Raw genomic sequence first — 12,614 nt, 5'->3', positions numbered from 1 at the left:
CTTAGTTAGTTGCTATTAATCTTTGCGATAAAATTAACGCACGATACTTTGTAGAACTTCGATATCGACTAAATTACTGACTGAGCTTTTTAATAAGCTTAATGTGCTGCTATCTACTAATTTATCATCCTCATCTAATACGATATAACCGTGATCTTTCATTGCACTTATTAAGGTTGATTGCGCCTTTTTGTCAATAAATTCAGGCGCATTTATATCATTTAGTACGGATAAACGTTGAGCAATAGCAACAACCTTTTCATTTAATTCAGACTTTTTAACCGGGGCTAATTGGCCAAGCAATGATGTTATGATGGCAAAACGCTGCATGGTTTCGTTTACACATTCTGCAATTAAACGTATTTTAGCTCTACTTTCATCGTCACTGCTTAATGACCAAGCACCCGATTTACTTTGTTTAACAATCCCTTTATCAGCCAAGAAATGACAAACGGCGATCACTTGTTCTTCTACAACTTCTGCTGATTGCCATAAAAATAAATCGGTTTGCAGTAATGCGACTAAGCGCTGAGTTTGACCGAGCAAACTATCTTGACTAATTTTTGCATTACGCTCTAATAAACGACACACCAATGACGGTAATATAAAGGTGTGAATAATATTATTGCGATAGTAGCGTAGTTCTAATATTGCGCTTTCAGTTAAAGAAATAATGTCACCAAAACTGTCTTGGTTAATGGAAACTTTATTCAATAATATTACATGCGCTAAAAGCTCTGCACCGCTTTCATTTGGTATGGTTAATTCGGTATGGTAAGGCGCAGCACGTTGCATAGCGATGAAAAAATCAAGCTGGCTTATTAACTCAGCTTTAGTGAGTGCTTTGTTTTCTGTTGCGTGTAAAATCAATGAAACTAAGGCGACTCCATTTAATGCAGCACATTGGTTGATTGAGGTCATCACTTGTTGTGCAAGCACGTTAACGCAGGGGTTTAACCATGTTGGTTTTTGTGGGTCAATAGGGTCTATTGCTTGTTTCCAATCAGGAACCTGATTATTTAAAAACTGATTAATATTGATGGGTTCGCCAAAGTTAACGTAGCCTTTACCGTAATTACGCAAGTTTCGAATAGCTTTAATCACGCCAAATATTGATTCACCTTTCTTTTGGCTACCACTCAGCTCTTTATGATAAGTACCCACTTCCATTACGTGTTCATAACCCAAATAAACCGGTACTAAAGTTAACGGTCGGTCGATGCCACGCAGCATGCTTTGAATGGTCATCGCCAACATACCCGTTTTCGGTGCAAGTAAACGACCTGTTCGGCTTCGGCCACCTTCTGAGTAATATTTCACAGAATAACCACGTTCAAACAGTAAGCTTAGGTATTCACGAAAGATAGTGGAATAAAGACGGTTGCCTTTAAAGCTGCGGCGAATAAAAAAGGCGCCGGCTTTTCTAAAAATAGGTCCTGCTGGCCAAAAATTTAAATTGATACCGGCAGCAATACGCGGTGTTACTAAGCCTTGTTGAAAAATAACGTAGGTCAGCAGTAAATAATCCATGTGACTACGGTGGCATGGCACGTAGATAATTTCATGACCTTCTTGCGCTAAGTTTCTTAAGCGTTCAGCTTTATTAACTTCAATACCGTTATACAGTCGATTCCATAACCAACCGAGAATTCTTTCGCCGAAACGTACGGTAACATCACGATAATCGCCGGCAATTTCGTCCATAATGGCTAAGGCTTGTTTCTTCGCTTCTGCTTCTGTGATGTTTTTATTTTTTACTTCTTCGCTGATCACCCTTTTTATCGCGGGATTAACCATCAAATTAGCGAACATCTGTTGGCGATGCATAAGCCTAGGCCCTGTAGCCGCAATAATTTGACGATGAAAATGAAAACGCGCAATGCGGATTAACTTGTGAGCACTGGCTTCATCACTGCCATGTTTATCCGCCATGTGGCGAAATGAAATAGCTTCACTAAAGCGCACCATGGTATGGCGGCCTAAAAATAATACGATAAAAAACTTTCTCAACCAGGTTGGCGATTCTTGGTCGGTGAGCAAAGCACCAACATTGGTATTGTTTTTCTCTTTCGTCGGGGTACGGCCCCAAATAACATTCGCAGGTATTAGTTGAGCGTCTAATTCTTCGTTATTAGCATGAGCATTAAGGAGTTCAAACCCCTGTGCTATTGCCGTGGTTTTTTGCGGTTTTCGCCAATTAAATAAAGCCTTGGGCTTTTCTAAAAACAATAATCGAGAGAAGGTTTCTCCATCAACATTTACGGGCTCTAAGGGGTCGGGTAAGTTAGCTTTTTTACAGGCCGTACGCAGCGATAAAACATCACTGGCTGATTGATGGCGCAGTACATAAAATACCGGCTGCTCAGTGGTTAATTGACCTAGACTAATTACTTCGTCGGCAACAACTTTGCAACGCACCAACAACTTTATCGGTAAACGTAATAATAAATAAAATAATTTACGAATGGCTAACATCATGTTTTACTCAGTTTTATTTGACTGTCGATTATAACGCTTAGCATGAGAACAATCTCTTAATCCCTTTAGAGTTATTCTAGCTAAGTTCTCAACTCATACTTTAATGGCTATTATACTCGTACTTCATTCTTGTTGGCGATGGGTAGTTTTTACATGTTAATAATTAACTGTTAAATACACTCAAACCAAGTACCATAATGAAATATAAAGAAATAATTTAAGTGATAGCAAATCTTACTTTATTTAGCCAATAGGAATTTTATGCAAAATAGCTCAACGTCCCCCAAAATTGCTATATTTGTGGATGTACAAAATATTTATTACACCACTCGAGATACTTTTCAACAGCAATTTAACTATCGCGCTTTTTGGCAGGAAATCAGCCAGCAAGGTGAAATTGTTTTGGCTAATGCTTATGCAATACAACGCAGTGATGATCAACAGCACAAGTTTCAAAAAGCTTTAAAACATATCGGCTTTGATGTAAAACTCAAACCTTTTATTCAACGACGAGACGGCTCTGCTAAAGGAGATTGGGATGTTGGTATCGCCGTTGACGTAATGGAGATGGCACCCGAAGTCGATATTGTTATCTTACTTTCTGGTGATGGTGACTTTGATTTATTACTCAGAAAAATAATGCAACGAGACGGTGTAAAAACTCATGTCTATGGCGTTACAGCTTTAACCGCACAGTCATTAATTAATGCCGCGAGTGAATTTTTTCCTATCGACCGTAAGCTATTGTTGTAATGTATATTTAGGCAGGTGAATTTCTATTTTATATTCATACTAAAAGAACACTTAGCTCAAATATGGAGAATATTTTGTTATATATGATGCTATTAATGGCGACTTCAGTTAAATTTAGACTCATTGTTTTAGCTAGTATGTACAAACAAAATTGATTTATAAATAATTATAAAAAGGAATAATCATGTCAGTAGAAGCGCTATATAAAGTTATTTTATACCCATTTATTAATGAGTCACTTGCTAGTTTAAAAGCCATGACGAACTTGGTTGGCGAAGCCGGGGATGCCTTTGTTGATAGTGTTGATGATTTTCGCTTTAAAGGTTATGCGGTATGCTCTGAAGTTACGGGCGGCTTAGATGGCGTTATTATGATGCATCATTACCCTGAAACCGCGATTGCTATCGGTAACTCGGTTTGTGAACATATGTTTGAAGAAAAATATCAATTCACTGAAATAAACGAAGAATTAAGTAATGCCTTAGCTGAGTGGGGCAATACCATTGTCGGTCGCTCAACCGATTTACACGGCCGCTATAGTTTAGATTATAAATTTTCTAGCCCATACTTTGTTCATGACGTGAATGACATGGACAAATACTTAGTCGGTGTAACAGAAGTTATAACTGTGCCTATTACCATCGAAGGTGTGGGGCGTTATTATTTTAATTTGTTAATCCGCAATGTTGAATATCAATCGGTAGGGATTAAGCGAGAAGCCAGTACGGGTATTAGTAATCCACATACCAAAGTATTGCCGCTTGAAAGTAAAATACTCTTAGTTGACGACAGTGGCATGATCCGCAAAGCACTAAAACGGTATTTATCACAACTTGGCTATAATAATGTTATTGAAGCTGACGATGGTTCTACAGCAGTGATAATGGTTGAGGAGGAAAAGCCAGACTTCATGTTTATGGATGTGGTCATGGGGCAACTGAACGGTGACTTAGCCTTAGCGAAAATTCGTGATAATGGCAGTAACGTGCCCGTAGTTATGCTGTCTTCGGTAACAGACCAAGCGTTAATCAAGAGTTGTGAAAGTATGGGTATCTCTGGTTTTATCTTTAAACCCATTCAGGCCGATAATGGTGCGCAAATTATCAAAGACTATTTGAAAATAGCTTAAAAAACTAAAGCTTTTCGATTTTAATTACTATATTTAACGCTGAATAATAGCGCTATTATACAAAGAAGGGTAAATTGTGGTGATGCACAACTTACCCTTTATTTATTATGTCTGGCTGTTTAAGGCATAATAAATAAAGCTCTTTCCATTTTTCTACGTTTAACTTGATGAAGGTTTACCTTTTTATTAACTTTATTCCACATTAAAATGGCATCAGCTGCTTCTGTCGGCAAGTTGTTGTTAATTTTTTTCAGTACTGTCGACTTATAAAAATTACCACTACCAATATTGTACGAGAGGCAAACCATTGCACTAAACTGATTTTCAGTGATCGGAACTTTAACATGTCGGGCAACGTCTTTTTCAAATCGATTTAAATCTTCTTTAAGCAACTGCTCAGCTTGCTTTTGCGATATCTTCATTCCTTTGTGAACATCAGCCATATGACCGTAACCTATGAGAAAAGCACCTGAGAGACCTCTATAAGCATTGAGACGCACTCCTTCAAATTCTTTAATAATATTAATGCAGGCTTGGTTTGTTTTAAAGCTACCTGGGTCGCTTTTTGTTATCGATGACGATTGATTAGATGGGGTAGACTGATCCGACACTCTAGGCGTTTGGCTACAAGCGCCAAGTAAAGCAATTAAGCCATAGACAGCAAAATATTTAAATTTCATCATTTTTCCTTCAACTTAGTTTGTAAAATTAATATACATAGCTCTGAGTTGAGCAATAATACTTCAGTGCTTATTTGCTAATGAATAATATGAATTCGACACTCGCCATTGTCTTAACTTTGAAACGGGCAGGCATAAACAAGCTTCAAATGAGGAATGACATATATCTTAATTAAAGACGTAGTTATTCATTTTAACCATTAAAAATGAATAGCTAATTAAAAAACTTGGTATTAGTACTCAAGGAATGGATAAGCATGATAAGTGACCATTTAGGAAAAGTAGCAAATGTGATAAGAGTTTAATTTGGGCATTAATCGCTAGATGAAAATATTAAGCCCGCCGTAACACTTTAAAAATCCGGCAAAGAAGAGCGGCTTTATTGACTAAGACTAAACATGGTTTGTCAGCGTAATTGATCATTGTTTATTGAACGTCGTCTTCTTGTTCATCGTCGTCGTCAATTATGTCTGGAGTTACCGCGTCGACAACGTCGATAGCGCCACCAACAACCGATGTAGTGACACCTACGGCAGTTGAGACAACAGCAACAGCAATACAGCCAGATAAGCTAACAAGCACATAGAGTAAAAAAATGCTTAGCGTAACTTTTTTCAACATGACGTTCCTAAATGAATAAATAAAGAGCGATTTAGAATACGCTAATTTATTCGCTAATCAACCGTTGTTTTACTGCCATATCAGCGTGAAAATTATTACTATAGATGCGTAAAACTAAACAAGGTATAGCAGATAGTCAGCAGGATTAAGTATTTCCACTACAATTTAGATCCTTGAACTCATTCTTTAATCTATGAATATTAACTTCGACACTCATGATAAAAAACCAAAAGAAAGCATAATACTAGGTAATTTAATGTGTTGATTTTTATTTTTTTGCTATGAATAAATGTGTTGGTTAATAGCTGTAAAGCACAAACCAGCAAAATTGAAGGTAATGAACTGTTTTTGATTTTTAAAGATAAGGTAAGAAAAGAAATGAGCTGGCCAAAGGGACTTGAACTCTCGCGAACTTGAAATGCGGAATCACAAACAAGTTGTCGGTATAAGATTTACTTAGTTTAACGTGTATCAGGCTATATACTATGGGTGTTGTTCATGTCATTACTTGGAGTTTAAAGGTAATTTATTGCCGTACATACTCACAGATTGATACCCGAGCATTATTTTTCACTCAATAATCTAACGGTAAATGCATTAATCTTTCGCTTCGCCAGACTCTAATAATTTGAATGCTTATTGCATTTAATACATACACAATACGAAAAAGCGGGTGAATTAATTCTCTAATTGATGACACGCAAAATTCAGGAACTTGTCTGCCAATTTTCGGATTATCGGGTAATTGTTCTATATGGCTTATTATGTCTAAAATAAAATTATTACCAATATCTGGAACATGCTGCTCATCATAATATGTCTTGATATCTTCTAGAACACAAATAGCAGATTATGCAAATTCAATTTTCACAACTACAAACCTAGCCTTGCTTTTACATCACTGATATCCGATTTATTTCCTTCTTTAATATCAAGCATGCCTTTGACAACAGCTTTTATGAAAGCAAGCTCTTCGATACTTTTTTCATATTCGTCTAAGCCTTGAACTACAGCAATACCTCGTCCACGACTAGTGACTAGTATTGGTCTATGAGAATCTTTAGCATGATTAACTATCTTAACTGGATTAATTTTAAGATCCGATAAGGGCACGACATCTTCTGAGAATTTTGGTTGCATTCGAATATCCCAATAACTATGGTTATTAACACCAGTTTATATTTATCCATGTAGCTTGGTAATAAAAGCTGTAAAAAAAATTATTTAGAACAGAACGTCCAGCGGCATCATGCCCTTATCGTTAAATTTAAAATAATTATGGTAGTTATTAATTTTGACTCACCTTATTTGGAGCAAATAATCCTTTTCTAGACAGGGGCTAGCTAAAGCAAATACACCATAAAAACTCAATGGACATTACACCATTAAATTTAAAGTGTAATGACTTACTTAACTCAAACACCTTTAACCGTCAGACGAATTAAATATCGGCTGTCAGTATGAACTACAAAATCTAAGGGAAATAATTGAATGAGTAACAAAGTTTTAGATAGTGGTATGAAAGGAGCAACTAAAGGTGAATTGATAGGCTCACGATTTGGTCCGCAAGGCATAGTAATTGGTGCTACCATTGGCGGTATAGTTGGTTTTATCTTTGATGATTAATTAAAAAATGCAGGCTAACTTTATTAGTTAGCCAATTCTCACAAATGGGCATGTTCGGCGTTTGGTCGTTATGTTTTATAAAAATTTTAATTCTTCTTTTTTTTACATTCGTAACGATCACTTATGCCACTTTCCTGTCATTTTTATTAATAGAGAATCGTCCTTAAAACAGTCAGCAAAGATACGAAGACGTTAGCCTAGGATTATCTCACGACAAGTGAACCGACAAATAAGACTTAAGTGAATTCAAAATATCAGACGCTAATGAGGTAAACAGCATTGCTGACATTTCAACGAACCTGACCCCACAGGTACCACAGTGTTAATTATTTAAATGGAATCGTCAGAAGTCTTTGTTTATATGGCATAACAAAGGATACTTAATTCTATGGTAATAGTTTATTGATAAAACTACATAATTTACCAATCATCAGAAACAAAAAAACACCAATCATTACAATTGATGTTTCTAGAATAATGTATTAAAAAACTATATTAAGATTGTTTCTTAAATCGACGTGATGCTAAACCAATCATACCTAATGCAAAAATAGCTAGTGTAGATGGTTCTGGGACTGATGTGGAATCAACAAAACTAGAACTAATGAATGTGGTTGAACTTGTGCCTGCTAGCGCCGTAAACGTTTGACCGCCGTGCACACCTGTCAAAGCTCTTCCGTATGAGCTAGAACCCCAGCTTAATGGGTTAACCCCATTAAAAATTGGACTAGCAGCGTTAAACCAAGTTATTTCGCCAGAAATATCACCGGTGATATTACCCATTCCAAAACTACTTAGCATTGCATTTGCATTTTTCGCCCAGCTATCATGGTCTGTCCCCAAAAAAACACCTCCACCAAATAATGAGAATTGATCGGCTATGTTAACTAACATCTGATTCCCATTAGCGTTATTTAAATCCCATGCGTTATAATTATATGACTGTGTGTCCATAACAATTGAGCTATGTTGGTTATGCAAATTAGCAAGAGATGATAAATCGTTACCGCTCAATAAATTACTTGTTGTAACATCAAACAAGAAAAATTGATCGTAGCTGGTTGCATTAAATGCATTGTATACAGAATCTGTTGTAGTTAAATCTACAAAATCCACACTATGACCAGCAGTTTCCAAAGCTATCTCAATGTTAGAGTAATTATAACCAGCCGTCTGGCCAATAAGAATGACTCCCGCATTAGCAAAACCACCAACTGATAATACCAAGCTGACAATAGCGGCATTTAAAAATTTAAAATTCATTTGATATACCCTTTTAATTTTTTCCAATAGTTTTGGAAAGTAAATGCTTAAAGTGAAACGACATCACCTTATTAAACCTAGTCTGTGCACAAAACGAGCCAGTACAACAATAATCAATAATTTCAACTAGATATAAAAGTAAATCCAACATAAATATTTTAACTGTAAAATAACCTGACACAGAAAACTCATCAATCGATTGATTTTAGAACATAATATTAACAAGCATGTTTTTATTGGTTCTACTATAAAAATAGTATGAGATAATTGAATTCCACATAAAACTATAAATAAATTATCTATCAATCAGGTTTAAACCACTACAAGCCAGTATATTCAACAGATTGTTACCACCGAACAACTGACTTGTAATCAGTTGGCTTGATATGTCGTTCGTTGGTATCTCTTCGAACTCAAGTCAATGATTTTTGGCGATAAACCATGTTCTTTGATATTAATGGATTTCGAATAAAACAAGGTAATAAAACTTAATATATGCGTACTAACGGAGTTTTATCCGTTGTTAGTGGAAGTCGGATATTGGCAGATCGACCTTTGATTTTTCATTCTCTGAACTGCCGTTAATAACTCAAAAGCTAACTTCCACTTATGGCTAGAACTTGACCTAAAGAACAATCAGTAGATAACTATAATGCGCACTTTCGAGACGTCTTCATTAGAAACGATATTTTTACTTTTCTGAAAAAAGCACAGGAAATAGACAGTAAATTTCCTGAACAGGCAAAGTTAATCAGTTCCGGTCGATGTTGAGGATATGAGCTAGAAGTTGGATATACGTGTAAGTAATTAGACCTAATTAGCTTCAAATACTCACAGAATATGCACAGGAGCATTCATCAGAAAGTGCTAATTATAGTCTGTGATTGCCCAGAGGCTTTGAATATAAAGGGGAAGAATGGGGTGGCTAAAGGGACTTGAACCCTCGACAACCGGAATCACAATCCGGGGCTCTACCAACTGAGCTATAGCCACCACTGAACTTACTTGAAACGCCTTGTGGTAAGGCGCGAGGAGTATATTGCATTTATGCGCTAATTGACAAGAAAAATATTTTATTTTGCTTCATTTTGGTTGAATTAAACCTGCCAAAGCAGAATTTTTAATTCAATGGGTAATGATTTAGCTATTTCAACTTTAACGTTTAACTTGCTACCATTAGGTAAAGCTACTTATTAAGTTGATTATTATGTCATTAGAAAAAATTTCTGCGCAAATTTCTGATTCTCAACAGGGCAAGGCTAAAAAAATGCCACCGGTTGAATTATGGGATCCACCTTTTTGTGGTGATATTGATTTAGAAATAAAGTCGGATGGTAGTTGGTTTTACAACGGCACAGTGTTTAAACGTTTGTCTTTGGTAAAGCTATTCGCGTCGGTTTTAAAAAAAGAAGATGATAAGTATTTTTTAGTAACACCGGTCGAAAAGGTTGGTATTGTCGTCGAAGATGCACCCTTTGTTTTAACACAATGGCAATGGCTAGATGAACAGAAAACTCAGATGCAAGTGACGACTAATTTAGATGACAGCTTTATCCTAAATACTGAACATCCATTAGAAGTGTCCGAAGATGGTGGCTTATATGTCACGGTTAGACGAAACTTGCAGGCAAAGGTACATCGTAATGTTTATTATCAATGGGTAGATTTAGCCCGTGAGGATAACCAGGGCAATGGCGCTGAATTGGTGTTTTTCAGCGCCGATTGTCGATTTAGTTTAGGTCAGCTAGAAGGTTAACTAAAAGTATTAAGCAGAAGCTGCACTCAGCATGCTATTTCGCTCATTGGCGTATTGGTGCAGTAGTTCGATATCTTTGCGAATATCGTCTGCCATTTCTGCTTCTAGTTTCATTCGCTCGAAATCTAGTTTCATACGAGACTTTTTATCTAGCTTCTTCCGTGCAGCTAGAATCGGCATATGCTTTATGGCTTCATAAAATTTGAATATCGCTGGAAATTGCACATGTAGGTCTTGGCTTAACTTTAATGAGTCAAGTAGAACACTTAAGCGCCAACAACCTTCTGCAATATCGCATTGCTCTTCTTTCATTGCGCGCACAATAATAACAACACTAGAAATTATTTTTTTATCATGCTGTTGCAATGCTTGCTGTTGAGCGGCTTTTTGTTGCTCTTGCTCAAGCGTTTGTTGTTTCAATTGACGCAATAACTTGGTGGCTATTGCGGCTAATACGCCAATAATAACAAGAGCTAATAAAGCTAGATAAATCCAAGGGTTTAAAAGCATTATTGATACCTACTCAAATTTTGATAAATCACTGTTATCAAACTTGTCCCATAGATCATCTTCAGAGTCCGATCTTTTAGCCGGTGCTACAATTTCTTCGTCATCATCTAAACCTAATTCTTCACTGATTTTTTCATGCTGTTCCATTAGCGTATTGAAATAGATAACGTCTTCTGGCGTTAAGGCTTCGTCAGCATCTTGCTTTTCGAGTATTTCAAGTAATCTAGGGTCTTGTTCGATGCGACCTAATTGCTCTTCCAAGGTCTCGCTAACTTCGACAGCACGAATTGCCGCTATAGGTGAGTTATCTTGAACCTTTTTAGCGGGTTTAACTTTAATCGGCGCAGCAACTTTTTTACCTAAATCAATAGGCGTTTTATTACCAATGCGAGGATCTTTGTTTTTAGCTGAGTTTGGATTATTGATGATTTTTGGTGTGGCTTCTTTTTGGCGATTTCCCGCTTCGTTACCATTCGCTTTCTTTGCTCTGCGAGGCTTCGGTTCGACTAATTTTTTTTTGTCATCTTTAAGGATGCCAATAGAGCCAGTGCCCGGTTTGCGTGATTTTTTCGTACGAGACATAATAATAACTTAAAATAATGAACAATTAGGTCTATTTTACGACATTCCACGCTAAACAGCGATAGAAAGAAAAAAAGCGACGTTATTAACGTCGCCTTTGGAGAAATATGTGGCATATGCCAACATGTATAGTCCCGATTCTTAAGTGGCTATCCTAGCCTTTTGTTACGATCCCTGTGAATTTTTTAATTTCCAATTTTATTGTTATTATTATTCCGTGCGTAATTTTATTTTTTTCGGTCGTCCTGACGCTTTTTTAGGCTTTCCCTGATACCCTCTTGGGCAAAATACTGCAATACTCATCCTAAGCTTTAGTAAACAATCCATATTTTAAATCATGTGCTGCGTTAATTAACGCTTATTGCTTTCCGTGCAAATATTATCCGTTTTGTGTAGTGCTACCTATGTAGCTGCCCCATACTTTACGTGAGTTTGATAAAGCATCAAGCTGTTTTTTTCGTTTATTTGTTGTACTAAAATCAAATGTTCAGCAAGTCTTTGTTTTTAATTGTAATAATTATGTTAATAAATGTAATTTTATTTTATTACGCTAAGTTCAAATGGGCAATGTCTTACAAAACTCTGAAAAACGAGTGCTATTTCAAACTCTTAATCGTCTAGTTCATGTAACCAAGCGGCGTGGGTTGGTGCTATTTTGGTTTTTGACCATTCCTCAACCATTAACGATGCTACCCGTTTAAGTTCGTCATATTGCTCTGTCGTGCCGGTGTTTGCCGCCAATTCTAAGCGGTGACCATTTGGATCAAAGAAATAAATAGATTTAAATACACCATGATTGACCGGGCCTAAAATGTCTAAGCCAAGTGCTTGTAGATCGTTTTTTGCAGCAACCAAGGCGTCAACATCTTCAACTTCTAAGGCAATATGTTGCACCCATTGTGGTGTGTTCTCATCGCGGCCCATATCAGGCGAGTTGGGGATTTCAAAAAATGCTAAAACATTGCCCATGCCAGCGTCTAAAAATATATGCATATATGGATCTGGCGCTTTGGTTGACGGCACCTCGTTTTCTGCAATAGCAACGGTGAGTTCCATGTTTAAATGTTTTTGATACCAATCAACGGTTTCTTTTGCATCTTTACATCGATAAGCCACATGGTGGATACGTTTTAAATTAATCATAATGTACTTACTTAAGTTAGAAGATAAGTGAATCTCGAATTAAGTTAATTTTTACCATAACTCGATAATGCGC

General features: G+C 36.6%; 13 protein-coding genes and 1 tRNA gene. 4 read left to right on the top strand and 10 right to left on the bottom strand.

Going from position 1 to position 12,614, the window contains the following annotated elements:
- Positions 1–33: 33 nt before the first annotated feature.
- A complete protein-coding gene (plsB, locus tag B5D82_RS07245; protein WP_245807580.1) occupies positions 34–2,478 on the bottom strand; it encodes a glycerol-3-phosphate 1-O-acyltransferase PlsB in 2,445 nt (814 codons plus the stop codon).
- A gap of 261 nt (positions 2,479–2,739) precedes the next feature.
- Here plsB and B5D82_RS07240 point away from each other — a divergent pair, with 261 nt between their 5' ends.
- Both B5D82_RS07240 and B5D82_RS07235 read left to right on the top strand, forming a co-directional pair.
- The gene (locus B5D82_RS07240) at positions 2,740–3,231 is read left to right on the top strand and encodes an NYN domain-containing protein (protein ID WP_081150318.1); all 492 of its coding nucleotides are present in this window, start codon (positions 2,740–2,742) and stop codon (positions 3,229–3,231) included.
- 184 nt (positions 3,232–3,415) lie between these two features.
- The gene (locus tag B5D82_RS07235; protein ID WP_081150316.1) at positions 3,416–4,360 is read left to right on the top strand and encodes a response regulator; all 945 of its coding nucleotides are present in this window, start codon (positions 3,416–3,418) and stop codon (positions 4,358–4,360) included.
- Positions 4,361–4,479: 119 nt separating this feature from the next.
- Here the strand turns inward: B5D82_RS07235 and B5D82_RS07230 are convergent, their stop codons facing one another.
- From B5D82_RS07230 to B5D82_RS07215, 4 genes are all read right to left on the bottom strand, one after another.
- Complete coding sequence (locus tag B5D82_RS07230) at positions 4,480–5,040, bottom strand: lysozyme (RefSeq protein WP_081150314.1); 561 nt, start codon at positions 5,038–5,040, stop codon at positions 4,480–4,482.
- A gap of 426 nt (positions 5,041–5,466) precedes the next feature.
- The gene (locus B5D82_RS07225; protein WP_172820629.1) at positions 5,467–5,661 is read right to left on the bottom strand and encodes an NF038104 family lipoprotein; all 195 of its coding nucleotides are present in this window, start codon (positions 5,659–5,661) and stop codon (positions 5,467–5,469) included.
- Positions 5,662–6,235: 574 nt separating this feature from the next.
- Complete coding sequence (locus tag B5D82_RS20310; protein ID WP_425429887.1) at positions 6,236–6,487, bottom strand: type II toxin-antitoxin system RelE/ParE family toxin; 252 nt, start codon at positions 6,485–6,487, stop codon at positions 6,236–6,238.
- Positions 6,488–6,534: 47 nt separating this feature from the next.
- On the bottom strand, positions 6,535–6,801 hold the full coding sequence (locus tag B5D82_RS07215; RefSeq protein WP_081150312.1) for a type II toxin-antitoxin system Phd/YefM family antitoxin: 267 nt from the start codon (positions 6,799–6,801) through the stop codon (positions 6,535–6,537).
- Positions 6,802–7,152: 351 nt separating this feature from the next.
- Between B5D82_RS07215 and B5D82_RS20235 the strand changes: the two genes are divergently transcribed.
- Positions 7,153–7,287, top strand: coding sequence for a hypothetical protein (locus B5D82_RS20235; protein ID WP_281255943.1), 135 nt, complete (start codon positions 7,153–7,155; stop codon positions 7,285–7,287).
- Positions 7,288–7,782: 495 nt separating this feature from the next.
- Here the strand turns inward: B5D82_RS20235 and B5D82_RS20140 are convergent, their stop codons facing one another.
- Both B5D82_RS20140 and B5D82_RS07205 read right to left on the bottom strand, forming a co-directional pair.
- A complete protein-coding gene (locus B5D82_RS20140) occupies positions 7,783–8,550 on the bottom strand; it encodes a PEP-CTERM sorting domain-containing protein (RefSeq protein ID WP_094122773.1) in 768 nt (255 codons plus the stop codon).
- Between the two features lie 917 nt (positions 8,551–9,467).
- Positions 9,468–9,543: transfer RNA gene (locus B5D82_RS07205), tRNA-His, on the bottom strand.
- Between the two features lie 214 nt (positions 9,544–9,757).
- On the opposite strand from B5D82_RS07205, the gene B5D82_RS07200 reads away from it, so the two are divergent.
- Positions 9,758–10,306, top strand: a complete 549-nt coding sequence (locus tag B5D82_RS07200; protein WP_081150310.1) for a DUF1285 domain-containing protein — start codon at positions 9,758–9,760, stop codon at positions 10,304–10,306.
- A 9-nt stretch (positions 10,307–10,315) separates the two neighbouring features.
- On the opposite strand, the gene B5D82_RS07195 is transcribed toward B5D82_RS07200, so the two are convergent.
- From B5D82_RS07195 to B5D82_RS07185, 3 genes are all read right to left on the bottom strand, one after another.
- Positions 10,316–10,816, bottom strand: a complete 501-nt coding sequence (locus tag B5D82_RS07195) for a DUF2489 domain-containing protein (RefSeq protein WP_081150308.1) — start codon at positions 10,814–10,816, stop codon at positions 10,316–10,318.
- A gap of 9 nt (positions 10,817–10,825) precedes the next feature.
- Positions 10,826–11,398, bottom strand: coding sequence for a Der GTPase-activating protein YihI (gene yihI / locus B5D82_RS07190; protein ID WP_081150306.1), 573 nt, complete (start codon positions 11,396–11,398; stop codon positions 10,826–10,828).
- 609 nt (positions 11,399–12,007) lie between these two features.
- Positions 12,008–12,541, bottom strand: coding sequence for a VOC family protein (locus B5D82_RS07185; RefSeq protein WP_081150304.1), 534 nt, complete (start codon positions 12,539–12,541; stop codon positions 12,008–12,010).
- Between the last annotated feature and the right edge of the window lie 73 nt (positions 12,542–12,614).

It is taken from the genome of Cognaticolwellia beringensis (genome assembly GCF_002076895.1).
GTDB classification, from domain to species: Bacteria; Pseudomonadota; Gammaproteobacteria; order Enterobacterales; family Alteromonadaceae; genus Cognaticolwellia; species Cognaticolwellia beringensis.
This window is presented reverse-complemented; position numbering and strand designations above follow the sequence as displayed.